This is a genomic window from Acidovorax sp. YS12, from assembly GCA_021496925.1.
Lineage (GTDB): Bacteria > Pseudomonadota > Gammaproteobacteria > Burkholderiales > Burkholderiaceae_C > Paenacidovorax.
The window spans coordinates 4,072,346-4,099,046 of record CP053915.1; the positions used below are offsets into that span (position 1 = coordinate 4,072,346).

At 65.2% G+C, this 26,701-nt stretch carries 22 protein-coding genes; 15 read left to right on the top strand and 7 right to left on the bottom strand.

Annotation, left to right across the window (positions count from 1 at the left end):
- Window positions 1-22: 22 nt before the first annotated feature.
- The 12 genes from tadA to YS110_18295 all read left to right on the top strand — a co-directional run bounded on the left by tadA (window position 23) and on the right by YS110_18295 (window position 11,158).
- Entirely contained in the window at window positions 23-1,753 is a 1,731-nt protein-coding gene (tadA, locus tag YS110_18240; protein ID UJB66559.1) for a Flp pilus assembly complex ATPase component TadA, read from the top strand.
- Entirely contained in the window at window positions 1,746-2,996 is a 1,251-nt protein-coding gene (locus YS110_18245; protein ID UJB66560.1) for a type II secretion system F family protein, read from the top strand. Before tadA ends, YS110_18245 begins: the two co-directional genes overlap by 8 nt.
- Window positions 2,997-3,024: 28 nt before the next feature.
- Window positions 3,025-3,462: a type II secretion system major pseudopilin GspG gene (gene gspG / locus YS110_18250; protein UJB66561.1), complete on the top strand. Its 438-nt coding sequence runs from the start codon at window positions 3,025-3,027 to the stop codon at window positions 3,460-3,462.
- Between the two features lie 28 nt (window positions 3,463-3,490).
- Window positions 3,491-3,937, top strand: coding sequence for a prepilin-type N-terminal cleavage/methylation domain-containing protein (locus tag YS110_18255; GenBank protein ID UJB66562.1), 447 nt, complete (start codon window positions 3,491-3,493; stop codon window positions 3,935-3,937).
- A gap of 71 nt (window positions 3,938-4,008) precedes the next feature.
- Window positions 4,009-4,350, top strand: a complete 342-nt coding sequence (locus YS110_18260; protein UJB67514.1) for a general secretion pathway protein GspI — start codon at window positions 4,009-4,011, stop codon at window positions 4,348-4,350.
- 32 nt (window positions 4,351-4,382) lie between these two features.
- Window positions 4,383-5,033, top strand: a complete 651-nt coding sequence (locus tag YS110_18265; protein ID UJB66563.1) for a prepilin-type N-terminal cleavage/methylation domain-containing protein — start codon at window positions 4,383-4,385, stop codon at window positions 5,031-5,033.
- Window positions 5,033-5,890 carry a general secretion pathway protein GspK gene (locus YS110_18270; GenBank protein UJB66564.1) on the top strand — a complete coding sequence of 286 codons (858 nt, stop codon included), beginning with the start codon at window positions 5,033-5,035 and terminating at the stop codon, window positions 5,888-5,890. The genes YS110_18265 and YS110_18270 overlap by 1 nt, the downstream gene beginning before the upstream one ends.
- 6 nt (window positions 5,891-5,896) lie before the next feature.
- A complete protein-coding gene (locus tag YS110_18275; protein ID UJB66565.1) occupies window positions 5,897-7,102 on the top strand; it encodes a PilN domain-containing protein in 1,206 nt (401 codons plus the stop codon).
- An 8-nt stretch (window positions 7,103-7,110) separates the two neighbouring features.
- Entirely contained in the window at window positions 7,111-7,662 is a 552-nt protein-coding gene (locus tag YS110_18280; GenBank protein ID UJB66566.1) for a general secretion pathway protein GspM, read from the top strand.
- Entirely contained in the window at window positions 7,659-8,312 is a 654-nt protein-coding gene (locus YS110_18285; GenBank protein ID UJB66567.1) for a hypothetical protein, read from the top strand. The genes YS110_18280 and YS110_18285 overlap by 4 nt, the downstream gene beginning before the upstream one ends.
- Window positions 8,313-8,350: 38 nt before the next feature.
- A complete protein-coding gene (gene gspD / locus YS110_18290; GenBank protein UJB66568.1) occupies window positions 8,351-10,711 on the top strand; it encodes a type II secretion system secretin GspD in 2,361 nt (786 codons plus the stop codon).
- Between the two features lie 18 nt (window positions 10,712-10,729).
- Entirely contained in the window at window positions 10,730-11,158 is a 429-nt protein-coding gene (locus YS110_18295; protein UJB66569.1) for a hypothetical protein, read from the top strand.
- Window positions 11,159-11,171: 13 nt separating this feature from the next.
- Here YS110_18295 and YS110_18300 read toward each other — a convergent pair whose 3' ends face one another.
- From YS110_18300 to YS110_18320, 5 genes are all read right to left on the bottom strand, one after another.
- Window positions 11,172-12,074: a hypothetical protein gene (locus YS110_18300; protein ID UJB66570.1), complete on the bottom strand. Its 903-nt coding sequence runs from the start codon at window positions 12,072-12,074 to the stop codon at window positions 11,172-11,174.
- Between the two features lie 84 nt (window positions 12,075-12,158).
- Window positions 12,159-13,400: an ABC transporter ATP-binding protein gene (locus YS110_18305; protein ID UJB66571.1), complete on the bottom strand. Its 1,242-nt coding sequence runs from the start codon at window positions 13,398-13,400 to the stop codon at window positions 12,159-12,161.
- A gap of 6 nt (window positions 13,401-13,406) precedes the next feature.
- Window positions 13,407-14,207 carry an ABC transporter permease gene (locus YS110_18310; protein UJB66572.1) on the bottom strand — a complete coding sequence of 267 codons (801 nt, stop codon included), beginning with the start codon at window positions 14,205-14,207 and terminating at the stop codon, window positions 13,407-13,409.
- A 54-nt stretch (window positions 14,208-14,261) separates the two neighbouring features.
- Complete coding sequence (locus YS110_18315; protein UJB67515.1) at window positions 14,262-15,029, bottom strand: peptidyl-prolyl cis-trans isomerase; 768 nt, start codon at window positions 15,027-15,029, stop codon at window positions 14,262-14,264.
- Window positions 15,030-15,363: 334 nt separating this feature from the next.
- Complete coding sequence (locus YS110_18320; protein ID UJB66573.1) at window positions 15,364-16,974, bottom strand: cell surface protein; 1,611 nt, start codon at window positions 16,972-16,974, stop codon at window positions 15,364-15,366.
- A gap of 392 nt (window positions 16,975-17,366) precedes the next feature.
- On the opposite strand from YS110_18320, the gene YS110_18325 reads away from it, so the two are divergent.
- Window positions 17,367-19,283 (top strand): hypothetical protein, encoded by a 1,917-nt coding sequence (locus tag YS110_18325; GenBank protein UJB66574.1) that lies wholly within the window; start codon window positions 17,367-17,369, stop codon window positions 19,281-19,283.
- A 120-nt stretch (window positions 19,284-19,403) separates the two neighbouring features.
- On the opposite strand, the gene YS110_18330 is transcribed toward YS110_18325, so the two are convergent.
- Window positions 19,404-20,342 (bottom strand): glycosyltransferase family 2 protein, encoded by a 939-nt coding sequence (locus YS110_18330; protein ID UJB66575.1) that lies wholly within the window; start codon window positions 20,340-20,342, stop codon window positions 19,404-19,406.
- Window positions 20,343-20,491: 149 nt separating this feature from the next.
- On the opposite strand from YS110_18330, the gene YS110_18335 reads away from it, so the two are divergent.
- Both YS110_18335 and YS110_18340 read left to right on the top strand, forming a co-directional pair.
- Window positions 20,492-23,776, top strand: coding sequence for a glycosyltransferase (locus YS110_18335; GenBank protein ID UJB66576.1), 3,285 nt, complete (start codon window positions 20,492-20,494; stop codon window positions 23,774-23,776).
- Complete coding sequence (locus YS110_18340) at window positions 23,773-24,003, top strand: hypothetical protein (GenBank protein UJB66577.1); 231 nt, start codon at window positions 23,773-23,775, stop codon at window positions 24,001-24,003. The genes YS110_18335 and YS110_18340 overlap by 4 nt, the downstream gene beginning before the upstream one ends.
- An 87-nt stretch (window positions 24,004-24,090) precedes the next feature.
- Here the strand turns inward: YS110_18340 and YS110_18345 are convergent, their stop codons facing one another.
- Entirely contained in the window at window positions 24,091-26,502 is a 2,412-nt protein-coding gene (locus YS110_18345) for a glycosyltransferase (GenBank protein UJB66578.1), read from the bottom strand.
- Window positions 26,503-26,701 lie beyond the last annotated feature (199 nt).

A 26,701-nucleotide genomic window follows, 5' to 3' on the forward strand; every position in this document is an offset into this window, starting at 1 on the left:
CCGTAGTGAGGTTTCTCAACACATGGTGACAAATACATTGGCCGCTCCAGCGGCATCGCAGGAGCCGGTGGCCGCGCCGCGCCCCTTCTTGGGGGAGCTGCTGGTGCAGGCCGGCAAGCTCACGGCCCGCGACCTGGAACGTGCGCTTTCCGCGCAGCAGGAAATGGGCGGCATGCTCGGGCGTGTGCTGGTCCGGCTCGGGCTGGTGTCCGAAATCGACGTGGCGCGCACCTTGTCTGAGCAGTTGGGCCTGCCCTTTGTCGCTGCCGATGCCTTCCCCGACCTGATGCCCGAGGTGCCGGGACTGCTGCCGGAGTTTCTGCAGGCCAATGCGATCTACCCCTTGCGCCAGGAGGGGCAGGAGCTCCATGTGGCCATGGCCGTGCCGCAAGACGCCTTTCTGCTCAAAGCGCTGCACCTGGTCACCGGCTGCACGGTGAAGTCGCACCTGGCCCTGGAAAGCGACATCGAGAAAGCGCTGGCAGAGCCCGCCGAGGAGGCCTCTACGGATGACGATGACGGCTTTGCCGATGGCCTTGACGGCGGCGACTTCGTCGAGCACCTGAAAGACCTGGCGAGTGAAGCGCCGGTGATCCGCCTGGTCAACACCATCATTGGCCGTGTGACCGACCTGCGTGCATCCGACATTCACCTGGAGCCTTTCGACGATGGCCTGCATGTGCGCTACCGTGTCGATGGCGTGATCCATCTGGGCGAGTTGGTGCCGCCGAGGCTTTCGGCCGCGGTCAGCTCGCGTGTCAAGCTGCTGGCGCATCTCGACATCGCGGAGCGGCGCTTGCCGCAGGACGGGCGCATCAAGACCCGCGTGAAGGGGCGCGAGCTGGATTTGCGCGTTTCCACCGTGCCCACGGTGCATGGCGAAAGCGTGGTGATGCGCGTGCTCGACCGCGCCAGCGTGCGCCTGAACCTCGACACCATGGGGTTCGAGCAGGATACGCTGGCGCGCTTCAACGAACTGCTGTCGCGGCCCCATGGCATCTTGCTGGTCACGGGGCCCACGGGTTCGGGCAAGACCACCACGCTGTACGCGGCCCTGTCCAAGATCGACGCGCAGGCGAACAAGATCATCACGGTCGAGGACCCGGTCGAGTACCAGCTTGAGGGCATCAACCAGATCCAGGTGCACCCGCAAATCAACCTGACCTTTGCCAACGCCCTGCGTTCCATCCTGCGGCAGGATCCTGACATCATCATGATCGGTGAAATGCGCGATGGGGAAACCGCGCAAATCGCGGTGCAATCCGCACTGACCGGCCACTTGGTGCTCTCCACCTTGCACACCAACACGGCGGCTGGCGCGGTCATCCGCATGCAGGACATGGGGGTGGAAAGCTACCTCATCACCTCTTCGGTGAATGGCGTGCTCGCGCAGCGCCTTGTGCGCACCTTGTGCGGCCACTGCAAGGAAGCGTACGAACCTGGGCCGGAGCTGCGCGTCAGCACGGGCCTGGCAAGGTTTTGTCCGCCAGGCCAGCGCATCTACCGCGCCGTGGGCTGCGAGCATTGCCGCCAGTCAGGCTACCGGGGGCGCACGGGGATCCATGAGCTTTTCGTGCTGGACGAGCCCATGCGCCGCGCCATCATCGACGGGCGCGATGCCAACGCGCTCAACACCCTGGCGGCCCAGGGCGGCATGCTGAGCCTGTTCGAGGATGGTTTGCGCAAGGTGGCCGCGGGCGTGACCACGCTCGACGAATTGGCGCGTGTGACGCAGGACCAGTCCGATGCCTGAGTTTGTCTGGAGGGCCGCCACGGCGGCAGGCAAAGTCGAGGAAGGGCGGCTGTCCGCGGTCAGCAGCGCTGCCGTGCAGCGGCAACTGCGTGAGCAGGGTTTGACGCCACTGCGCATCGACGATGCCGCCAGTGCCAATGTGCAGAGTGCCAAGGTGAAAGGGGGCGCCGGACTCCCGGCCCCATCCAGGGGGCGTCAGGCCAAAGGGCCGGTCAATGCCGCCGATGTGCATGCGCTGACGTCCGAACTGGCCATCATGCTGCGCGCTGGCTTGGCGCTCGACAATGCCTTGCGTGTGCTGATCGACATGAGCCATAAACCCAGCGTGGCTGCCTTGGTGCAAGGCATCCTGGACGCCGTCAAGGGCGGTGTGCCCCTGAGCCGGGCGCTGACTGCGCACCGGGCGCTTTTTGGCGATTTCTACATCAACATGGTGCGTTCGGGCGAGGTCAGCGGCCAGATGTCGGCCGTGCTGGACCGCCTGGTCGAGCACATGGAGCGCCAGCGCGCACTGCGCGACAGCGTCATCTCCGCCACCATCTACCCGGCCATCCTGCTGGGTGTGGCCGTGCTTTCTCTGGTGGCCATGCTGGGCTTTGTCGTGCCGCAGTTCGAAAAACTGTTTACCGACATGGGCGACGCCCTGCCTTTGCCCACGCGCATCGTCATGGAGCTGGGGCACGGTTTCCGGCATTACGGCCTGTTCATCGGGATCGCGGTCGTGGCGGGTGCGTCTTTGCTGTTGCGCTGGCTGCGGTCGCCTGCGGGGCGGCAATGGTGGCAGGCGCGCCTGCTGCGCTTGCCGCTCATGGGGCCGTTGGCCCTGAAGTACCAGCTCACGCTGTTTTCGCGTTCGCTGGGCACCTTGCTGGGCAATGGCGTTCCCATGCTCACGGCGCTGCACATTGCCACGGAAACCGTGGGCAACATGGTGCTGCAGCAGGCGCTTGCCAAAGTTGCGCCCATCGTGAAGGAGGGTGGCAAGATGGTGCAGGCGATTTCTGTTACAGGCATCTTTGAACCTTTGGCAGTCAACCTGATCCGAGTGGGTGAGGAGACGGGACGGGTGGGCCCCATGATGCTGGAGCTTTCCAATATCCTGAATCGCGAGGTGGAAACCGGAATCAAGCGGCTTCTGACCCTGGTCGAGCCCGTGCTGATTCTTGTGCTAGGCGTGCTCATCGCAACCATCATCGTTTCCATCCTGCTTGGTATCCTGTCCATCAATGACCTCGCCGTATAATTTTCGTTTGCCTAAGAAAGCGCTTCTCATGGCTGCTCGCTCCCTTTTTGCTTCGCGTGCTCGTCGGCACACGGCACGCGGCTTCACGCTGATCGAACTGCTCGTGGTCTTGGCCATTCTCACGATGCTGGCGGGCTTGGTAGGCCCGAAGGTTCTGGGGCAGCTGGGTGGCGCCAAGGCTAAAACAGCGGCTGTGCAAATCGCCGATATCGACAAATCCCTGGAGCTTTTCAAGCTCGACGTTGGCCGTTTCCCCACCACCGAAGAGGGGCTGGATGCGCTGGTGAGAAAGCCTGGCTCCGCCAATGCGTGGAATGGCCCTTACCTCAAGGGCGGCGTGCCCACGGATCCCTGGGGCAACCCTTATCGCTATGCCAACAATGGCGGAGCCATCGAGATTCTCTCTCTGGGGGCTGACGGTGCAGCCGGCGGCGAGGGGGAGAACGCCGACATCCGCAACCGTTGACCGCTCACAGGCGCTGGGGCGGCTTGCCATGAGGCGCGAGAGCGGCTTCACGCTGGTTGAGTTGCTGGTGGTGTTTGCCATCATGGCGCTTGTGGTTGGCTTGGTGCCCATGGCGTTCGAGCGCATGCGCGACACGGCACAATACCGCAATACCTTGCGCAGCATGATGTCGGAAATGCGTGTGGCGCGCAGCCGGGCATTGGCTACCCGCAGTGAAACCCGTTTTGTTGTCGATTTGTCCCGGCGCAGCTACGGAATTGCCGGTGACCCAGAGCACGCCTTGCCTGATTCTTTGGCGATGCGCGCCACTGTGGCGGGCATTGAAGCGCAAGCCCAGGAGGCAGCCATCCGCTTCTTCCCGGATGGCGGTGCAACCGGGGGGAGCATCGAGATCGTACGGCCCTCCGGCACTGGCGCACGCCTGCAGGTGGACTGGCTGTCCGGGCGCATTACCCAAGAGGCACTCTTGCCGTGACGGCCTGCACCCAGGTTCGCCGGTGGCAGCGCGGACTTTCGCTTCTGGAGCTGCTTGTCGCGCTGGCCATCATGGCCATGGCATTGGGCATGCTCTACCGTGCCAGCGGCAGCAGCGCACGCAGCGCGGGCGATTTGCAAAGCTACCAGCGGGCGGCAATGCTGGCGCAGTCCTTGCTTGCGGCGCGTGATGCCATACCTGAAACAGGCTGGAACGAGGCAGGGGACTCTGCAGGGTTTGCCTGGGCGGTACAAAGCAGCCCCTATGGGGCCGCCGACCCGAACCCGAACGTGCCCCGTCTGCACGAAATCGTGATCGAGGTTGCCTGGCAGGAAAGAGGCAGCAGCAAGTACATCGTGCTCCAGACACTGCGTCCGCAAAGGCTGCCCATGGCCGGCGGAGGGTTGCGGTGATGCGAGGGCGCTCCTGGGAATGGCGTGGCGCCATGTTTGGCTCCGCAGGCTTCACGCTGGTGGAGCTTCTGGTCGCCATGGCCTTGCTCTCCTTGCTGATGCTGGGCATGGCCTCGGCGCTGCGCTCCATGGCGCAGACGGAAGAGCGTGTGGATAGCCGCCTTGAACAGGCGGATGAATTCCGTGTGGCGACGGGGTTTCTCGATACGGTTCTGGGGCGGGTCTCGGTACGTAAAACCACTGCCCTGCTCAAGGAGGGGGAGTCCCCTTATCTGTTTTCCGGCAGGCAGGACGAGATGGCGTGGCTCGGTATCATGCCGGCCCGGCATGGGGCTGGCGGGCGCACGTTCTTCCGGCTGAGGCTGGAGCCGGTGGAGGGTGGGGGGGCACTTGTCATCTCTTTCCTGCCCTGGGATGGCTCCTCGGCGTTTCCCGACTGGTCGAAAGCGCAATCGCGTGTATTGGTGCACGGTGCCACATCGCTGGCCTTGGCGTATGAAGATGCCCGCCGGCCTGTGCCTGAATGGGGCCCTCTGTGGACCAGCCCCGATGGTTTGCCCGAGCGCGTACGCATCGAACTGGGGACCCAGTCCGGAGCCTGGCCCATGTGGATCGTACCCATGCGCTTTCTTCCTGCCAGCCAGGGCAGTCGCAGCCGTTTTTCCTCGGGGCCTGACGACTGATGGAGCGGGGCAATGAAATGACGCATCGCGTCCGGGGGATTGCACTGATCGCCGTGTTGTGGATTGTTGCGGCCATGGCCATTGCAGTCACTGGCATGACGCATGCCGTGCGCAACGAGATCCGTACGGCTGCGGCCGCACGCAGCAGCATCGAGTCGCAGGCTTTGGGCGAAGCCGCTATCGCCCTGGCCGTGCAAAAAATGCTGGCCCAGCGGCCCTTCAAGCCATGGGCCCGGATGGATGTCGAGTACCGCGGGCAGACCATGGCCGTGGAAGCGGCGTCATTGAATGGCTGGATCGACATCAATACGGCGCCGGATGCCTTGCTGGCGAGCCTGTACGCCGTTGCAGGCGGTCTGCCAGCCCAGGCTGCAAGTGCGCTGGCTGCGGCAACGGCGGAAGCCCGCCGGCAGAAAGACGCAACGGGGCGAGAGCAGCGTTTCGAGGCGCCGCAGGATTTGATGCGTGTGCCGGGGGTCGATTACGACCTCTATGCTAGACTTTCGCCGCTTTTGACCGCAGGAGCGGGGGGGAGTGCTGGACGGGTGAACGCCCTCGCTGCGCCGTTGCCGGTGCTCGCTGTACTGGCGGAGGGCAACATTGCACAGGCGCAAGCCGTGAGCCAGCGCCGCAGCCAGGGTGAGCAGACGCTGGATACCAGCTCGCTGCGGGGCGAATGGTTGGACAACAACCTGGGCACACGTTATCGGCTTCAGGTCGAGATTCCCCTGGGTGATGGCACGCAGGCCATCGTTTCGCGTGATATTGACGTGCGCCCTGATCCCCGTGCGGGGCTGCCGTGGCGTTTTTTCGGGTCTGATTATTCGATCCGGGCCAAGCCCGCCCAGGGGGCCTGAATTTCCATGCCGATAACGACAAATTCTCTACAGCTTTTTGGCCTCGATCTGGGGCAGGTCTGGCAGGAGCTTCGGCAAGCCTGGCGTGGCATGCAGAAATCACCACCCCTGGCGTGGCTGACGCCCGATTTCCCGGTACGTGTGCTGCGAGCCGATGGTACGCAGGCATTCTGGTGCGGCGATGAGCAGGTTGCCAGCGTGTCGAAGCAGCCACGTTTCGAAGCCATCGAGGTGCCCGACAGTCTGCTGCTGCGCAAAACCATGCTTCTGCCGGCCATGCCTGAAGCAGAAGCGGCGCATGCGGTGGAACTGGAAGCGCGCAGTGGCAGCCCTTTTGCCGCCATGGATCTGGTGTGGGGATACAAGGCAGCTGCCTCTGCGAAAGTGGGGCAGGGCGTGCCGTGCAAGGTAGAGGTTCTGCTGGCATCGCGCAGCCAGGTGGCGGAATACGCCGAAACGCAACGGCAGCTCCTGGCACACGCGGCACAGCCTTGTGAAGTCTGGGCCTTTACCGCACAGGATGAGCGGCCTGTCGTACTCCAAGGTTGGGGAGAGGACCAGCGCGTGCGTGCCGGGCAGCGGCGGCGGCACATGGCCTACGGCCTGCTGGCAGTCATGCTGGCGATGCTGGCGGCCATGGCCATCACACCCACAGCGCAACTGAGGCTGCGTGCCATCGAGGCAACCCATGCCCATGAAGCCATGCAGCGCAAAACCGCAGACATCGTCGGGAAGCGCGAGGCGTACCTGCATGCGGTGGAGCGGATCGATGCCGTGCGCGGTTTGCTGGCTGAACGCACCGAGCCCATGCGGTTGCTTGAGATCTTGACGGAAGCCTTGCCCGATGGCACCTATCTCCAAAGCCTGCGTGTGCAAGGGCTGAAGGCCACTGTCCAGGGGCTGACGCCTGACGCTGCTGCACTCATGCAGTCGCTGGGAAAAGTGCGGGGATTCAAAGAAGTCAAAGCGCCTTCGGCGGCGGTACGGAACCCTGGCGCCACCGCGGACAGTTTCATCATTGAGCTGCAACTCGATCCTGCGCTGCTGTCGCAGTTCCCCGCTCCGCCAGCGGTAGCGCCAGCACCGCAGGTGCAGCCTGAAGCTGCTCCCCCAGCGCAGCAACCTGCCCCCCCGGCGAGTGCCGCTGCTGCCGCGCAGCCGCAAACACCAGCCAGTGCGCCGCGCAAAAGCCGGTTCACATCGGGCGAATGAGGCACACCATGAAGCGATATGTCCCTATTGAAGTCGTGGTGCTGCTCCTTGTCGCCATCGTTGTTTTGTTCCCCTTGGGGGGGCTTGGCATCTACGTGTACCAAAAGCACCAATGGGCGCAAAACCGTCTGACCGATTTCGAGCCGCGGTATGCCCGGCTTGCCGGTCTCGATACCAACCGCGAAGCCCTGGAGCAAGCCCTGGGCAAAGTGCATGCCATCGAAGGCTGGTATCTGTATCCCGCCGAGCAGGATGGCACCCAGACCGGCAACGATGCGCAGCAGCGCATCCGCAGCATCCTGAGCAGTGCCGGCATGACGGTCGTCAGCAGCCAGGTCTTGCCCGCCAAGGATGAAAAAGGCATAGAGCGCATACCCTTGGCGGTACGCGCGGAGGGCGACATCGTCTCCTTGCAAGGCGCATTGGCCGGGCTGGCCGAGCAGAAGCCTGCCTTGCTTGTCGATGACATGCTTGTCCATGCCCAGGGCCCAGGAAACAAAGGCCCACAGCGCTTGGCCGCGCAGTTCAGCCTCTCGGTGTTGCGGAGGGTGCAGCCATGAAGCGCCATCTGCTGTCCATTCTTGCATTCGCCTGTCTGGGCTTGGCCGTGTTGCTGGCTGGGCTATGGATCAATCGCCAGGGCGAATTGCGCAACACGCACTGGCAGGCGCCTGCTCCGCTGGCTACCAATTACCTGGAAATGCTGCCCCTGCTGCCCGAGCCTGCCAGAGTGCCAACCAGCCGTTTCATGGCGCTGTTGGAGCGCCCGCTATTCTCGGAAACCCGCCGTCCGCCGCCGCCGCCGCCGCCGCCCGCGCCACCGGTGCCGGTTGACGTGTTGAGCAATGCCCAGCTTTCCGCCATTTATGCGGGGGAGCAACTGACAGGGGTCATCATCAATGTGAACGGCAAGAATCGCCGTGTCCGGCTGAACGAGTCGATCGATGGATGGGTACTGCGTTCGGTGCAAGGGCGGGTCGCCACGTTTGATTACGGTGGTCAGCAACGCCAATTGCAGCTGATGCGCGCCAAGGTGGGTACGAGTGCGGGGGGGAAACCATTGAATGCCGCACCTGCCCCAGCCGAAGCCATGGCGCCGGCACCTGCGGCTGTTCCATTGGTGCCGGAAGCAGCTGTGTCGCCACCACCCGTGGCACCACAAGAGGCCGCATCTTCCACGCCCGCTCGCCGTCCCCGTTTCGGTCCTTGATCCGAGTGGTTCGCCTGGTAATTTCTTTTGGTTTTTTTATGACATCCAGCAAGCACGTTTTTTCTCTGGCCGTATTCGCAGCCTGCCAGCTTGCCGTGGCACAGACACCCGCACCTGTACCTGCGCCCGCGCCCGCGAAAGCTCCGGCATCGCAGAGCCAAGGGGCCGAGGATGCAGGCAAATCGGTGGACTCCGCAGGTTTCGAGCCGCGTTATATCCGTGGCGATGACCGCGTCATCGCGCCTTCCAAGGCGGTCAGCGCTCTGTCTGGCCCCCCTATCAGTCTGAACTTCGAGGAGGCGCCGGTCGCCGAAGTGGTGCGAACCATTCTGGGTGATCTGCTGCGTGTGGACTACGTGCTTTACCAGCCCATCAATGGCACGGTGACATTGTCCACGCGCGCACCAGTGAGTCCGGACCAGGCGGTTTACCTGCTGGAGGGGGCGTTGTTTGCCAATGGGCTGGCACTCACCCGTGACGCGCGCGGAAGCTACCACGTGGGCCGCCCCGAGGCATTGAAGGGCGTCACCGGCGGGGTGCGCCAGGCGAGCGGGACTTCGCTGCCCCCAGGCTCTGGCGCCATCGTGGTGCCGCTCCAATACATTGGGGCTGCCGAAATGGCCGCCATACTGCGCCCCATGCTGCCTGCGGACAGCCTTGTGCGCGTGGACAACGTGCGCAATCTGCTGATCCTTGCCGGATCGCGCGCGCAAGCCGAGGGCTGGCTTGATCTTGTCAACACGTTCGACGTCAATTTGCTCAAGGGCATGTCGGTGGGGGTGTTCCCCCTGAAGCATGTCTCTGTGCAGGAAGTCGAAGCGGCACTGCAATTGATGGCCGGAGGCGCTGTTTCTCCAGCAGGGGGAAGCACGGCGGCCAGGGCATCCGCTGCGCCTGGCACAACTGCAGTGGGATCCGCGAGTGGCAGTGCGGCCGCAGCAGCGCGAACGACAGCAGCCATGGGCGAGGGCAATCCTTTGTTTGGCGCATTGCGTGTCATGCCTATTGAACGCCTCAACAGCATTCTGGTGGTAACGCCAAGGGCTGCATATCTTGACGAGGTACGGCGCTGGATTGAGCGCTTTGACCGTCCCAGCGACAACAGCGGCGAGCCGCAGTTGAATATCTACCGTGTCCAGAACGGCAATGCCAGACACCTGGCCAGCGTGCTGCAGGGGATTTTCGGCGGCGCATCTTCCGGGGCGGTTTCGGGAACCACCGGTGTTGCGCCCGGCTTGGCAACGGCCAGTGGGACAACGGGCGGGTTTGGCACAGGGGGGCTGGGCAGCCAGACTAATAACCGTCTCGGGGGTCTCCAATCTGGTGGCCAAGGCGGACTGGGCGGGGGCGGACTCATGGGAGGGCTCAATCGAAACGTGCAAAACCCGACTGCGCAACAGCCCGTTAGTGCCACGATCGGCAATATCCGGGTCATGTCGGATGACCTGAACAACACGGTGCTGGTCTGGGGCACTCGCTCTGAATTTGCCAAGATCGAGGCGACCTTGAAGCGCCTTGATTTGCCGCCCACGCAGGTTCTCATTGAGGCCAGCATCATCGAAGTAACGCTGACAGACGATTTGCGGTATGGCCTGCAATGGGCTTTCAATGACAGCCGTACTACGACTGGATATACAGGGGCTGGTCAGTTGAGTAGCTCTACGGATTCGAAAAGCCAGTTCGCCATCCCCACGAGTGGTTTCTCTTACACATTGCGCAACGGCGCAGGTGCCGTGCGTGCTGTCTTGAGCGCCTTGTCTTCCAAGACGAATGTCAAGGTGGTCGCCAGCCCTTCGTTGATGGTGCTGGACAACCATCAGGCGGCCATTGCGGTCGGTAGCCAGGTTCCGGTGCAGACGGCAACGATCACGTCCCTCAATCAAGAGAATCCCTACAACAACTCCACCTCCACCTACCAGTGGAAGGACACGGGGGTCAATCTGGTCGTTACACCCTCTGTGAACTCGGGCAATCTCGTCAGCATGCAGATTGACCAGTCCGTGACGGATGTCGGCGCAGCCGATGACGTGACGAAACAGCGCGCGTTCCTGCAACGCCAGCTCTCCAGCAAAGTGGCAGTCCGCTCGGGTGAATCCATCGTCATGGGCGGGTTGATACAGGAACGCAGCAGTACTGGAAAATCGGGAATTCCCATTCTGCATACCCTGCCGGTGGTGGGCGCGCTGTTTGGCAGTACGACCAACGATGGAGGGCGGACGGAATTGCTGGTCGTCATCACTCCCCGAGTGGTTCGTTCCGATATCGATGTGCGCGAAGTCAGCGAGGATCTGCGCGAACGGATGAAAGGGCTAGTCCCCGCCATGACCAATATGGATACCCTGAAAACGGCGCCAGCCCCTGCTCCCGCTCTGGCGCCCACAATTCCTTCTTCTCCTTGATACCTTAGTGAGATTGCTATGAAAAAAGCCTTTACTCGATCCCTCGCTTCTACCGCACTCCTGGGCATGGTGGCTGCATTGACGGGTTGCGCAAGTGGCGTTGGTTCCGTGGCCGCCCACAAAGAGCAGATAGTGGAGCAGCGTGCCCAGGAACGCTTGAACCATCTGAAGGGCAAAAACTATGCCCAAGCCTATGCATACCTGACGCCGTCATACCGCTCGGTAGTCTCTGCTGAGAGCTACGGTAACCAGTTCGGCAATGGGGCTACCTGGACGGATGCAACGGTCAAAAGCGTCCAGTGCGAAACCGACGAGCGCTGCACGGTAAACGTGGATCTCAAGGTCTTGGTGGTCGCCCGTGGGTTCGGCAGCAAACCCCTCCCCGCCAATCTCGTTGAAACCTGGCTGAAGGAAGACGGCCAGTGGTGGTTCTATCAGAAGGATTAGAGCGTGTGGAGCACTAAGGTTTGAAAAACCGGTGTGCTTCGCTCCAGAAGTGCCAGAGCGCCTTGCTCTCGTCCATGCATCCATTCAGCCGTTGAAACACCACATCGGCCAGCGTTTGCAAATCAGGCTGTGAGGGGATCTGCTCCATACGCAAGAAACGCTGGCCGGTCTGCACATCAAAGCCATTGATGTACACCGTCACGGGCACCTGCATGTCGAAGGCCAGGCGCAGCAGGCCCTTGGGCACGCGCGCGGCCATGCCGCAGACCGTGATGGGCAGGCTGCTTCCCTCGGCTTGGTCGGCTGGCACATCCACAAGGCCCAGCACCTGCTCACCGCTGCGCAGCGCCTGAACTACCGGGCGCAAACTGCCTGAAATCACCAGGGGCGAATGGCGCAGGGCCACGCCCACCTGGGCCGTGCGGGCAATGGCATAGCGATGCAGCACGTTCCGGCCCACAAAAGGCGCACCTTCCACTGCGGCAACCAACGCGTGGACCTTCATCCCTTGTGCGCCCGCATGCCGTAGCGCCCACATGCCCGCGCCCCAATGAAAGCTCAAGAGCACCCCGGCTTGTTCGGGTGAGGGCCATTGGCCTTGCACGCGCATGTGGCGGCGCATGTAGGCATCGGAGCGGGTAATGGCCAGGTAATAGTCGGCATGATCGACCAGCGTGACCAGCCGGCGGGTGGCCAGCCACTCGGCTTCGGTCCCTGGAGGTACTTGGCCCAGCGCCTGCGCCTGGCGCAAAGCCTCGTGGCTGGCGCGGCGATAGAACCAGTCGATGCGTGCCAGGCGCTTGAACAGTGCGAAGCTCCAGCGCCATGGCAATACCGCAGCCAGGCCCGGCACCAGCACCAGTTCAATCAAATCGCGCAACTCAACGCGCAGGCGGTGGCGGGTAATGCGGGGCATGAAGAACTCTCTTTTTGCTCTATTTTCAAGAGCTGCTGGCGCGCTCTGGTAAAGGCTAACAGCCAATTTGGCTATGATTTTGATTCAGCTCCACTGGTGCGCCAGGCGCACGATACCCGGGGTGCTCTGGGCGAAGACCTGGGAGAACCGCTGGCAGTCCTTCCACTCGTCATAGACCACCAGCCCTTTGTTGTCGAACAAGTAGGCGCTGATCTTGTACTGCCCTGTGTGGAGGGGAATGTCGGGAAAAGTCACCGTGGCCACCCAGGCGCCGGTGCTGTCCTGGTGGGGTTGCGTGCCATCAAAGTGGGTAGCAACCGAGGTGACGCCCACGCCATCGACCTGCTCGATCAGCAAGCCGATGTGGGGCTGCACTCCCTCGGGCGTGCGTGCGCGCACCGTCATCCGCAGGTGCGGTGAATCCAAGCGTCCGCAACTGCCAGTAGTGCTGGCGCTGGGTTCCTGCACGTCGGCCAATAGGACTGCCTCGATATGGGCGGCATCCGGCGCCGGGCGAAGAGCAGGGGCCGCCGTCTCCTCGGCAGGAGGGGCTTCCGCCTGCTGCTGAAGGCGCACATGGGCCTCGTAGGCAGCTACCACTTCAGGCGTTGGCCCCAGGGCGCGCATATGCCCCTGGTGCAGCCACAGGGCCTGGTCGCACAGGCGCTGAACGTGGTAAAGGCTGTGCGAGCAAAACAAAATGGTGCAGCCGTTGTTGCGGAATGCCTCGATGCGCTCGACGCACTTCTTCTGAAAATGCTGATCCCCCACGGCCAGCGCTTCGTCAATGATGAGCACCTGCGGCTCCAGCGCCGTCACCAGCGCAAAGGCCAGGCGCACCACCATGCCGGAGGAGTAGGTCTTGATGGGGCGGTCCATGGCCTCGCCCAGTTCGCTGAAGGCAATGATCGACGCCTCCAGCGCGCGCATTTGCGTGGCATCAATGCCAATCAGGCTGCCGCCAAAGTACAGGTTCTGCCGGCCGGTGAAATCGGGGTGGAAACCAGCCCCCAGTTCCAGGATGGCCGTCACGCGGCCATGCCGTGCCAGGGTGCCGCAGGACGGTTGCAGCGTGCCCGCCAGCAGCTTGAGCAGCGTGCTCTTGCCCGCGCCATTGTCGCCAATCAGCCCCAGGCACTGGCCGCGCCGCAACTGGAACGACACCCCCTGCAGCGCCCAATGGCTGCGGTAGTTGCGCCGATTCGCCAGCAGCGACAGCAGGCGCTGTGCGGGCGAATCGTAGAGGCGGTACTCCTTGCCCAATTGCTGGGCGTCGAGTGTGGGTAGTGCGCCATCCGGGAGCGCGGCATGGGAGGGCAGGAGCATTTCGGGTCAGAGCCAATCCGTCAACTGGTCGCGGCTGCGCACCAGCAGCACTTGCAGCAGTAACGCCCCGCCCATGAGCCAGGCTGCCATGCCGATCCAGTGTGACAGCGGCGGCCAAGCGCCTTGCAGCAGCAGCGCCTGGTAGCTGCTGACCCACGCCGTCATGGGATTGAGCCACAGCGCCCAGCGCCAGGCCTCGGGGAACAGGTGGGCAGGAAATAGCACGGGCGACAGGAAAATACCCAGCGACAGCGCAAAGGTCACGAGCTGCATCACATCGCGCAGCGCGGCCGCCAGAATCGCCAGCACAGAACCCCAGAGCATGCACAGCACCACTTGCAGCACCACCAGGGCCGGCAGTGCCATCAATGCGGGAGCGAAGTGGTGCAAGGGCGCATAGGCAAACACCAGCAGCACCAGCAGCGGCGCATAGACCAGGGCGCTGGCCAGCACCGCGCGCACTGGGAACAGCATGGGGGGCAGCGCGTTTTTCTGCAAGACGCTGGCGGACTCCAGCAGGCTCGTCATGCCTCGCGTCAGCGCGTCGCTGAAAGCCATCCAGGGCAGCATGCCGGCGATCAGGTAAGTGCCTACGGCATGGGTCGGCGCGCCTGCACCCAGGCGCATGGCAAACACCACGTCAAAAACCAGGTAATAAGCCGCCATGGTCAGCAGCGGCTGGGCATAGGCCCACAGCACACCCAGTGCCGTACCGGCATAGCGGCTGCTGATTTCCCTTCGCGTCAACGTCCAGCACAGGCTGCGTGCATGCCAAAGGGCTGCGGCTTGTGCCGCGAGCGTTTTCATGGTTCGTGGGGGAGAGCGGGCAGGCCATGCGCTGGCGCAGCCTGCGCCGGTGGGTTATTTCGCTTGCGCTGCGGGCGCGGGGGCCAGGCGTTTCTGCTCGGCAATGAATGCATCCATGGCGCTGGCGTCGCCCTTGGCCTCGTTGCGGACGCGCTCGACTTCCTTCTTGCGTGCATCCTGCTGCAGCTTGGCCACCGTCTCGGCACGCAATTGCTCCTTCACTTCGTCGAAGGAGCGCAAGGTGCCGGGCTTGCGCGCTTCCAGGCGGATGATGTGCAGGCCGAACTCGCTTTCCACCACAGGGCTCAGGCTGCCAGGCTTGTCCAGCGCATCGAGTGCGGTGTCGAAGGCGGGAACCATCTTCCCCTTGGGGAAAAAGCCCAGGTCGCCCCCCTTGGCGGCACTGCCAGGGTCAGCCGAATGCTCGCGGGCCAGCGCTTCAAAGTCCGCGCCGTTGCGCAGTTCCTGCAGCAGCTTCTCTGCCTGCGCGCGCGCGTCGGCATCTTTGCCTTTGATGAGAATGTGGCGCGCATGGGTTTCCGCAGGCGTGCGGAAGCGCTCGGGTTCGGCTTTGTAAATGCTTTGAATCCGCTTGTCGATGGCGGCGGGGGCGGGGGTTGCCGACTCGGCGATGCGGTCCACATAGGCTTCGGCCAGGATGCTCTCACGGGCGGTGGCCAGCTTGTATGCAGTTTCGGGAGATTGAGCCAAGCCGCTGGTTTGTGCCTGTGCGGCAAGGACTTTGCGCAGGTGCAGGGTTTGCACGAGTTCGCGGAGTTGGTCGGGCTCACTCAGAAAGCGCTCGCGCACCGCCTCTGGCATGCGCTGCATCTCGGCCTGCACGTCTTGGGCGTTGATCGAGACACCGCCGCCTTCGATCAACACCGCACCGCTCGCGTGGCTGCCCATGGCGCTAAATGCAAACATGGCTGCCATGGCGAAGCGCAGCAAGGGCAGATGGCGGGGATGCTTGGAAGGGTTGTTGCGGCGGTTGGGCAGAAACATTGCGCAGTCTCAATCAAAAAGCAGGTCAGATATTGAAGAGACTCCCGCCGCTCGGGCGGGAGTGTGCAAAAAGTACGCCGTATGGACGTAAAAAAGGCGGGGAAGGTTCCCCGCCTTTTGTGAGCCTACAAGAAGCAGGCTGGCCCGGTCATTAAGGGCGCGCAGTACGGTGCATCCAGGTACCACCCAGGTTGCCCGAGTTGGCCTTGGCAGCGGCGTAGCCGACGACAGGCAGGCCAACGGGGAGAGCAGCAGTGCTGGTCACGCCAGGGGTGCGGACGGTGAACCAGCCTTCAGCAAAGCCCGTGGGGATTTGTTGCGTAGCGATCTGAGCGCCCAGCACGGCAGAAGTCGCGCTGTTGAAGCTCAGCACGCTGGCTTCGCCGCAGAAACGCATGCTCATGTCGGGCGAGATCACGAAGGTGGTCTTGCTGCGCTCTTCGCGGTCAAAGCCGCGGAGGTTGCCCGCATCCACGCAGATCTGCCAGTTGGCATTCGTTGTCAGGTTGCCAGCGCCGAAGTGACGGGCCACGGCGAGGTTACGCGAAACGCCTGCAGGAGCCGAGCTTGCAGCGTAGTTCATTGCCACGGCATAGCGGCGGGTGGGCATGGAGAACACCCAGTCGGTGGCAAAGCCACCGCTGCTGGCTGCGGTCAGGTACTCGTTGGTAACCGACAGCGTTTCCAGGGCAAATGCCAAGTCACTGGCTTGGGTGCTCGGAACGCCAGCCGCTGCGCGCGTGTAGGGCGTGGACAGATCCGGGAAGTCGTACATTGCAGCGCGCAGGGGGGCAGGAGCGCCGAGCGAGAGCAGCGGGTCAGCCGTCAGCTGAGCAGCATTAGCTTGTGCCACGCTCTCGGTGGTTTGCGGGAACCAGACCAGATTGCCAGAGCCTGTTCCATCGATCACAGCGGACGACGATGCGCGCAGTGCCACAGCTTCGCCAGAGAACGATGCGTTGGTCGCCACGTTCACGATGAGCCAGTTGGCGAACAGACCACCAGTGGGCCAGGAATAGCCACGGTTACGCGGCGTGTCGGGCGAGTCCGGGTTGGTGAAGTCCAGCGCAGTAGCTTGCTGATCCATCACGGCGGCCGTGCAAGGTGCAACGCCATCGGCGTTGTGCTTGATTGCTGCATACAGCGGGTTCGGCTTGGTCGGATCTTGTACGCCAGCGTCGTTGTTCAGGAACGGACGAATGTCGGCGGAGTTCAGAATCTCGATATAGCCTTCGCGGGTCTGGGCGGCGTCGCCACCGCGCACGCGGTTAACCTTGAAGCGGCCATTGTTGGTAGCCTTGATCTCTGCCTTGCTGGGCAGCGTGCAGCTGTTGTCGTCCGTCTGCAGGCGCGAGAAGTCGTTCTCTGCAGCCACATCGGCGGCCCACACGTCACCAGGCGACAGGTACACGGTGATGTCGAACACGTCGTCAGAGTTCGATGCGCCGCGGTAGCGCAGCTTCACAGCCTTGCCGTTCACCAGGTCGGTGTTGGTGATGCTCAGCAGCGAGTGGTTGGCAGTCTGCGAAGTGAAGTAAGGCACCACCAGAACGTGACCAATGCCAGTGGTCGTGGGTTGCAACTGGGTCGCGGCAGCGAAACCAGCTTGGGTGAGACCAACATACGCCTTGGCGGGCGTATTGCCAGTACCAGACGTGTTCGTTGCAGCGCTGTTGTCGAACAGTGCCACTTGTGCGTTGGCCGCGCCGGACAGGCCACCAACCATGGCAGCAATGCTCAGGGCGAGAAGATTTTTTCTCATGTATGAACTCCAGTTAAAAGTTGAAAGCGCAACTACCAAGATTGTTTACGCTAGGGAATGGTAGCACAGCCTTTTTGGGGGGAGAGCCCGCTTTCCGTTAGGTGTTGCCTGGTGTTTATAAAAAACAACATTTGCCACACGGTGGGGCCGCACAGAGGGAATGACTCACTGCTCAGGCCCCACCAGAGGCGGGTCGGGGCGGAGTATAGGGACGGAAACATGACGCAGCAACCGCTTTGGATTGATTCAGCGCATTTTTGGAAGAATTTTCGTTTCTGGGCGCTGAACTGCGGCTTCCAGTTCACAGTGGTCGGCTTGTAGTCATGCGCTGCTTTGGCTCGGGATCGGGCCGGTTAAGCTCGCTTCCTTGTCGCGTCTGCTGCTTGCTTTCTATGTTCACTGGCCATCGCGTCCCTCTCTTTTTTGCTTTCCTGAGTGCTGTTGCCGTATTGGCTGCCGGTGGGGGGGGCGTGCATTTGCTGCACCGCGTCGAGGCGGCGCAGAGCCAGCCTGCGCGCCCGCTGCTGCTGGCCCCCATGCTGGGGGTGCTCGATACCTGCGTGCTGCTGCCTGCCGACGGCGCCTCGGACCTCGCTCAGCGCTGTACGCGGCCGGGTGGCTCTGCGGCCGCGCTGGTGGAGGCGACCGTGGCACCGCTGGAGCCGCCCAAGCCCCAGGAGGGTGGCGCCCCGGCGCCTTACCGTCTGGGCTACACGCTGCAGGCGCCGCTGCTGCAGTTGTTCCGGGCGCAGGGCAATGCCTGGGAGATTGACTCCGAGCGCGTCGATCGCCTAGTGCGAACGGTTCAGGGCAATGCCCGCCCGGTGGTGCTGTATCTGTTTTCCACGCACTTTCCGGTGGATGCGCCACTGGAGCAGATTTTGGCGCGCGATCCAAACAATCTGTTGCAAACTCAAGAGGGCCCGCTGCCGGTGGATGCCTACTTTGGCATTCCCACCTACCCGTGGACTTTCGCGCGTACCGATACCGACATCACCGCCCGGCGCGTGCAGGCCACGCAGGCGCTGCTGGACGGGTTGTGCAAGCTGCCTGATGCCGACCGGGCCAAGATCGAGGGCATCACCCTGCTGGGCGAGGTGCACCATTTGTTTCCCGACTTCCAGGGAGGCATGGGCTGGCGGCCGCCCTACCGGGTGACGGACTACAGCGCGGCTTCCGTCGAAGGGTTTCAGAAATACCTGGCGCAGCAGTTCGGCCGCATTGGGCAGCTCAACCAGTTGCTCGGCAGCCGCTATGCGCGCTTCGAGGATGTGCGGCCGCCGGGGCGCGACCTGCGCGCCGGGCCGCAGGGACAGACACCGGCGCCGGCATGGGCGCAGTGGGCCGAGCACATCGACAGTTTCGCGCACGGGCGCTTGCCGGTTTCGGGCTGGGCTTTCGCGCCGGGCGTGTCGCAGCCCTGGGTGCATGTGTACCGCAATGGCCGCTGGGTGGGCAAGACCGGGGTGAACATGCGCCGCGAGGACGTGCAGAAGGTGCACCCCGAAGTGGGGCTGGCGGACACGGGCTGGCGCATGGACCTGGATTTCCGTTCCTGGGCCGAAGGGGTTCATCGCCTGGATGTGTTCCTGGAAACCGCGCCGGGGCGGCTGGTTCCCATGGCCACGCGCCATGTCGCCGTCATGGGACGCGCGGGGGGCGGGGCGCTGCCCGCGCCCCGGCCGCAGCAGCCGTTGCCGGCGAGCGTGGCGCCGGTGCCCGGGGTCATGATCGACGTGGACATGCCGGGCGAGATGCAGACGCTGTACTACAACCCGCTGGCTGCGCTATGGCACGCCTTCCGGGGGCAGCAGGTGGCGCGCTATCTGCAATTCTTCGACAAGGTGGTGGCGCAGTCGTGCCTTGCGGGCACGCCGCGCTATATCCATCAGTTGCTTGCGTTCCCCAACCCAGGCTGGGATGAGAGCAAGTATGCCGTCGAGGCCTCGCTGCAAGCGGGCCGAAGCCCCGCCATGGGTGACCTCCGCCTGGGGGTGAGCCTGTACGGCGATGCCACCTATGGGCCGCGCTTCACGCAGTGGCTGGCCGAGAGCGGGCCGCGCCCGTATGGCATTACCGAGTTCCACCCGCTGCGGCCGCTGGACGGGCAGGCCCTGCAAGAGGTGTTGGCGCGGCATGCGGCACAGGGGGCGCAGTTCCTGTCGTTCTTCATGGAGCCGCGCTGGCAGGGGGCGCTGGTGGAGCGGCCGCACAACCCGTTCTCCTTCGACCCGGAAAATGCGCATTACCACTCTGCGGCGCTGTACCAGGCGGTGGACTGGATACGCCAGCATGGCGCGGCGCCTTGATGGGCTCCATGGGTGCTTCGTTTTATATAGCTACTGGCGCTTTCCCTGTAAGGGTTTGATGGTGAAAATATTCACAAACCCTTGTCAAAAAAGCGCTGGCAGCTATCAAATTTGAATGGACTATTCCCAGGTATCGCGGCGCCCCTGGCGCTGCTGGCGGGCGTCGGCCAGGCCCAGGGCGATCATGCGCAGGCGCTCGCGCCAGGGGCCTGTGGGCAGGCAGCAAAACAGCGCCAGGTAAAGGTGGCGCAGCCGGCTGATGCGCTTCCAGCGCGGCGAGAGTTCCGGGCGGCGCAGCAGCAGGGCGTTGTTGCGAAAGATGTAGTAGTAGCGGAACGGCGCGTGCAGCGGCAGGTTGCGCCAGCGCCCCAGCCACACGCGCCAGCGCTGCTCGCCCAGCGCGTGGATCATGCGCGCGCCGTGCACGCCAAACAGCCGGTAGCCCCGGCTGCGCGCGCGCAGGCACCATTCGGTGTCCACATGGTCGATGAACAGCCCTTCGTCCATGGGGCCGATGGCGTCCAGCGCCGCCATGGGAATGAGCGAGCCCGAGGAAATCAGGAAATCCGCCTCCACCACGGGCCGCGCGATGCTGGCGCGCCGGTGCACCAGGCGCAGCCAGCCAAAGCGCACGAAGCCTGACCAGTCCTTGCCGTCCTCGGCGCGGTATTCGGGGCCTACGGCGGCCAGGCGCTGGCCCTGGTGCTGCAGTGCCAGTGCGGCGTTGCGCAGGCGGGCCACGGCGCCAGGCTCCGGGCGGCTGTCCTGGTCGAGCAGCAGCACCCAGCGTGCGCCCCGGGCGCGCGCGGCCTGGATGCCGATGTTGTGCGCGGCGCCCAGGCCCAGGTTCTGGGGCTGGGCCAGCAGTTGCGCGGGCACGGTAGCCTGTGCCACCAGGGCAGCCAGCCAGGGGACGGCACCAGGGGTGCCGGTGTTGTCCACCACGTAGACCTGGCCGACCTGCTGGTGCAGCGCCTGGAGCGCGTCCTGCAGGGCGGCTGGCTGCGGGTGGTAGGTCACCAGCACGGCAGCGACATCGGGGCAATGGGTGGAGGGCATGGGAGCGGGGCATGCGCCCCGAAAGCCGTGCGGTGCAGCGGGCGGGGGGCAAAACGAAGCGTGAGAGAATCGAAAATTTTAAGCGCCCGCCCCACGGGCCGTGGCCGTAGCCGCAGCGTACCGCTGACTTGGCCCTCCCTCTGCCCGCCATGCCCGATACCACCGACGCAGCCCTCGCGCCCGATGCGCAGCCCCTGATCAGCGTCTTGATCCCTGCCTACAACCATGCCCGGTTCGTGCGTGCGGCCCTGGACAGCGTGCTGCAGCAAAGCTGGCGCAACCTGGAGTTGATCGTCATTGACGATGCCTCGCCCGACGCCACTTGGCAGGTGCTGCAGGAATGCACCGACCCGCGCGTGCGCCTGTTGCGCAACGAAAGCAACCTGGGCTCGCATGGCACGCTGAACGCGGCGCTGCAGCAGGCGCGCGGCGAGTTCATCGCCATCCTCAATTCCGACGACCTGTTCCTTCCCACCCGCCTGGCGGCCTGCCATGCCGCGCTGCAGGCCAGCGGCGCCGACCTGGTGGGCACCGACATGCGCCTGATGGACGATGACGGCGCCTTGGTGCAGGCGCATTGGTGGATCGACGCCTTCGACGCGCTCAAGCGCGTGTGGGCCGACACGCAGGATTGGCCCGCCACGCTGCTGGCGGGCAATGTGTTCATGACCACCTCGAACTTCTTCTTCCGCCGCCGCTGGCTGGAGCAGGTGGGGGGCTTTCAGGACCTGCGCTACGTGCTCGACTACGACTGGCTGCTGCGCGGCCTGGGCCAGGGGCTGCGTTTGGCATGGATCGACGCGCCGCTGCTGCAATACCGGCTGCATGCGGCCAACACCATCAGCGAGCGCCCGCTGCGCGCCAACCTCGAATGCGCGGCCATGCTGCGCCAGCATCTGCCGCAGGTGCTGGGGCAGACGCCCGCGCTGCGCACGCAGCTGGCGCAGCTCGCTGAACAGTGGGCGCGCATCGAGAAATACCTGGGCGAGATCGCCGCCACCCAGCGCCACGAGGCACTGGTGGCGAAAGAGGCCGAATTGTTCCCGCTGATCGCGGACCGCGACCGCTGGATTGCCGAGCGCGATGGCTGGATTGCTGAACGGGACGGGCATATTGCCGAACGGGACGGGCATATTGCCGAAAGAGACCAGCAGATCGCGGAGCGAGACGGGCAGATCGCCGGCAAGGACCAGCAGATCGCCCTGCTCACCCAGGCCCTGACGGAGCGCTGGCAGCGCCCGCAGCCCGTGGCCCCGGCGCTGAGCGGCACGGACGTGGCCGCCAGCCCTGGCTTTGCCATGCCCGCGCCCGCCGTGCGGCCCGGGCAGGCCGCGCGCGCTCCCGCGGGGCGGCCGCAGCGCCTGGGGGATCTGGCGCACTTGCAGGATTGGCTGGAGCCCCGCCTGGGCCGCGTGCGCTGCGTGTCGTTCGACGTGTTCGACACCCTGCTGGCGCGCTGCATCGAGCCACCCGAGGCGGTGCTGGAACGCCTGGCGCAGTTGGTGGCGGAACGGATGGCGGACAAGCTGCCGGCGTATTCCCCCGCGCAGGTGCTGGCGGCGCGGCGCGAGGCCGAGCACGCGCTGCGCCAGGAGATGCTGGCCCAGGGGCTGGACCACGAGTGCCACCACGACACGCTGGTGCAGGCCTGGGTGACGCGGCTGGCGGGCCAGCGCGACGTGCTGCTGGAGGCCTTCGTCCACACCCAGGAGCGGCGCCTCGAAACCCTGGCTCTGGCGGCCAAGCCCGGGGCCGTGGCCCTGCTGGGCTGGCTGCGCCAGCAGCAGGTGCGGGTGATCGCGGTGTCGGACATGTACCTCGGCCACGACCATGTGTACGCCCTGCTCGATGCCTGCGGCCTGGGCGCCTTCATCGACCAGGTGTATGTGTCTTCCGAGTTCGGCCTGGGCAAGTACTCCGGGCGCCTGCACAGCCAGGTGCTGGCGCTGGAGGGCTTGCAGCCCGCGCAGGTGGTGCACGTGGGGGACAACCTGGTGTCCGACATGCGCGCGCCGCTGCGCCTGGGGATCGAGGCCGTCTTCCTCGATGAGAAGGCCCAGCGCCTGCGCCGGCGCCACCAGGCGCTGTCGGCGCGCATGGCGCGCCTGGGCGGCGTGTGGAGCGGGCGCCACTTTTTCGAGGCCGTGGCGGTGCGCCAGCGCATGCTCCAGCGCGCGGGCCAGGCGGGCGAGGCGTTCTTCCACCACTACGGGCGCGATGTGCTGGGGCCGGCCTTCGCCACCTTCACGCTGGCGCTGGCGGAAAAAATCGCTCGGCAGCGGCCGGACAAGATCTTCTTCCTGGCGCGCGACGGCTACCTGTTCATGCGCCTGTACGAGCGCTGGTGCGCCCTGCAGCCCCAGCCGCAGCAGCCCTGGCCGCAGCCGGTGTACGTGTACGCCTCGCGCCGCGTGGTGGCCATGGCCTCGATGGCCGATGGCCTGCGCCACGAGCAGGCCATCGTCGCCCTCTACAACCCGAAGCAGCAGGGGCTGCTGTCGGTGCTGAAGACGTTCGGCCTGGCGGCGGCGGACTTCGAGGCGCTGGCGCGGGCGCATGGCTTTGCCGACATGGCGGCGCCCCTGGCCGACTGGAACGACGCGCGCCTCAAGGCCTTCCTGGCCGACGAGCAGGTGCAGGCGCGCATACGCCCCGTGGGCCAGGCGGCGCGCGCGAACTTGCAGGCCTATTTCGAGCAGCAGGGCTTCTTCGCCTGCGAGCGCGCGGCGCTGGTGGACATCGGCTGGAACGGCACCATCCAGAAATTCCTGCACGACAGCTTTGGCCAGCGGCCCGACTACCCCGAGGTGCACGGCTGGTACCTGGCCTTCGTGGCCGCTATGCATGGCGACTTCGGCATGGGCGAGCGCATCGAGGGCCTGCTGCTGGATGCGCGCCGGGGCGATGCCTACGAGCGCGCGCCGATGGATTTCGAGGAAATTTTCGAGCAGGCCGCGCGCGCGGGCGAGGGCACCACGCTGGGCTACCAGGCGGTGGACGGGCGCATCGTCCCCGTGCTGAAAAGCGACGACAGCCCGGACCGGCATGGCGAGCTGGCCTGCAACCCCCTGATCGCGCAATTGCAGGCCGGGGTGCTCGAGCACCTGGAGGATTTCCATGCCGTGTGGAGCCTGACCGGCTACCCGGCGCAGCGGCTCAAGCCCTATGTGCAGGCGCTGCTGGAGCGTGCCGTGGTCTACCCCACGCCGGAGGAGGTGGAGTACATCGGCCAGCTCGTGCACACCGAGGATTTCGGCCACGACCACACGCTGGACATCGCCCCGCCGCGCGTCGGCTGGCTGGACCTGCTGCGCCCGCGACGGCTCTACCACCGGCTGCGCCCGCTGGCGTGGAAGTTCGCCGCCTTCGCGCATTTCCCCAGCGACCTGCCGGCCTGGCTGTTCCGCCTGGCGCATTTGAAGAAACGCCAATGAAAAAGACCCCCTCTCGCCGCAGCGGCCTGGTGCTGCCGCTGCACCGCATCTGGCTGCTGAGCCTGCCGCTGCGCTGGGCCGCCCGTGCGCCGGGGCCGGGCTTCGCGCCCGGGCTGCGCAACCTGCTGGCCTACGAAAAAGGCCGCCTGTGGCATCTGCTGCACGAGCGCGAGCGCCTGGTGTACCGCTGGCTCCGGCTGCGGGCAGGCTGGGGGCCGCGCGACTGAGGCTCGCGCAATGTGAGCCAAAATGGCTTCCAGCGCTTGCCAGTCAAGCGCTGGAAGCTATCAAATAAGGAGCTTCTCAGGCCGTTCTCACGAACGGGGCGCCAGCCCCTGCAAATAGTCGCGCGCATAGTCCCATGGGCTTTCCTGCGGCGTGGCTTGCGGCGCCACGGCGGGCGCGCCTTCGGGTGCCGTGCCTTCGATGAAATGCTGCTGGCGCAGGCGCAGGAAGAACGCCAGCCAGTCCTGTGCCGAGGTGTCCCAGGGGCGCACCCACGTCCAGGGGCGCTGCGCCAGGCGCTCCGCGAAGGCGCCCAGGTCGGTCGTGACCACGGGCAGGCCCGCCTGCAGGCAGGTGCTCAGGGTGTAGCTGTAGGTTTCGGGCCAGACGGCGGGGAACCACACCAGGTGCGGCTGCAGGCGCTCCAGCAGGCGCGGCAGGTCGTTGTCCTGGTAGGTGCCGTGGATGGTCAGGCTGGCCTCGGGCTGGGCCTTGAAGGTGCGGAACACATAGCCCAGCAGGTGCAGCTCCAGCGGCGCGTTCTGGCGTGCGGCCTCCAGCGCCACGGCCTCGGCCACGTCGCCGCCCTTGATGGCGCTCAGGCCGCCGACGAGGAAGATGCGCAAATGGCCCTGTGCGGGCAGCGGCAGCGGCGCGCGCACCGGCACGGCGGGGTGGTGCAGCATGTCGGTGTGCGGGGCGTAGCGGATGCGCGCCTGCGGAAAGTAGCGCTGCATGCGCCGTGCGCAGTCGTGGCTCGGGGCCAGCACCCAGCGTGCCTGGCGCAGGAACAGGCGGTAGCGCAGGCGCCAGTCGTCGATGCTTTCCTGCGTTGCCGTGGGCCGCTCCTGCACGCAGGCACGGCACTGGTCCAGGCCGTGTTCGCCGCAGTAGGTTTCGCGCGCGGTGGTCAGCGAGATTTGCGGGCAGGCGCTGTAGTAGTCGTGCGCGGTGAAGTCGTAGCCCACGCCCAGCGGCTCGTGCAGGTGCATGACATCGGCGGCATGGCCGACCAGGTGGTGGTAGTGGACGTGGCACACCCCGATGTCGCGCAGCAGCGCCGTGAGCTGTGCCTGCTCGGTGGGCCAGTGGAAGTCCTGCGCGAAGCCCTCGCGCGCATCGAGCCAGCGCAGGCGCACGGCGCCTTCGGGCAGGGGCGAGAGCAGCAGGAAAACCGCCTGCCCGTGCAGGTGGCGCGCCAGTTCTTCCACATGCCGCTGCGTGCCGCCGCCCCAGCCGTGCGACACGGCCAGGATGCGCGGCAGCGCGCTGGCGCGCAGCCGCGCCACGTCCAGGCGCTGGCGGTAGGGGCGTGCGGGGTCGCGCTGCACATGTTCCTGCACGGCGCCGGCGTAGCCGGGGTGCAGGCGCTGCAGGGTGGCGAAGGCGGCCTGCTCGCGCGGGCTCTTGTGCGCGCCGAAGCTCACGCCGCCGGTGTGCAGCACGAAGGTGTCGAGTGCCTGCACGCTGCGCCAGCCCAGGTCGGCGGCGCGCTGGCAGAAGTCGTTTTCCTCGCCGTAGCCGATGCCGAAGTTTTCCACGTCGAACAGGCCCACCTGGCGCAGGCAGTCGCGCCGGATGTACATGCAAAAGCCCACCGCCGTGGGGATGTCGATCACGGCGCCAGGCTGGCTCTGGGCGCACAGCGCGTCCAGCGCGGCGGTGCTCCAGCCCTCGGGCAGGGCGTTGGCTTCGCAAAAGCGCGGGTAGCTGCAAATGGTGGCGTTGCTGGAAAAGGGGGTGACGGTGCCGATGCGCGCCTGGCCATAGGCCGCGGCGCGCAGGCGGTCGAGCCAGTCGTGGGCGACTTCGGTGTCGCTGTTGAGCAGCAGCACGTCCTGCGTGTCGCTCAGCGCCATGCCCCGGTTGACGGTGGCGACGAAGCCGAGGTTCCCGGCGTTCTCCAGCAGGGTGACGCGCGGCTCGCGCGCCGCGAGCGCGCGCAGCCAGCCGGTGAGTGCAGGCTCGGGGCTGGCGTCGTTGATGACGATCAGGCGGGCCGGGGTCTGGCTGCTGCTGGCCAGCACCGACTGCAGGCAGCGCTGGGTGTCTTCCAGCCCCTTGAAGACCGGCACGATGATGTCCACGCCCGGCGCCGGCTCCACCGGGCCGGTATCGGGGGGCGCCAGGGCGGGCGCGGTGGTGGGCTCGGGCGCCGGGACGGTGGCGGGGCGGCGCCCCAGCGCCTGGTCGAGGCGGATTTTGGCGTTCACCAGCGGGCGGGTGGCGCGGATGACGGTGGAGTGCCGTATCTCGTGCAGGTGCGCGGCCAGGGCCTGGTGCTGCTGGCGCAGCTGTTCCAGCGCCTCGGCCGCCGTCTGGTGTTCCGTCAGCTGCGCCTGTGCCGCCTGCAGCGCGGACAGCGTCTGGCGGTGCGCGTACTGCAGTTCGCTGAGTTTTTGCTCGGCATGCGCCAGTTGCGCGCTTTGCGTCTGCACGAGCGACAGAAGATCGGCGGCATTCAGCGGCTCGGAGGGAGGCCTATCGCGGGGGGGAATCATGGCGGAATTATCCTGGATCGGTGGCTGCCAAGGCTTGAGCCACTCTTTTTTTGATAGCTGCTTGCGCTTGCTACATAAGGAAAAACGTGATTCTGATCGTTTTCCAGGAGGGGCCGGGCGGGCGTGCGCGGGCTACCGTCCGTGAGTTGCCAGGATTTTTCGTATTTTTGGCCTCCAGGGCTTGTCCAGCAAGCGCTGG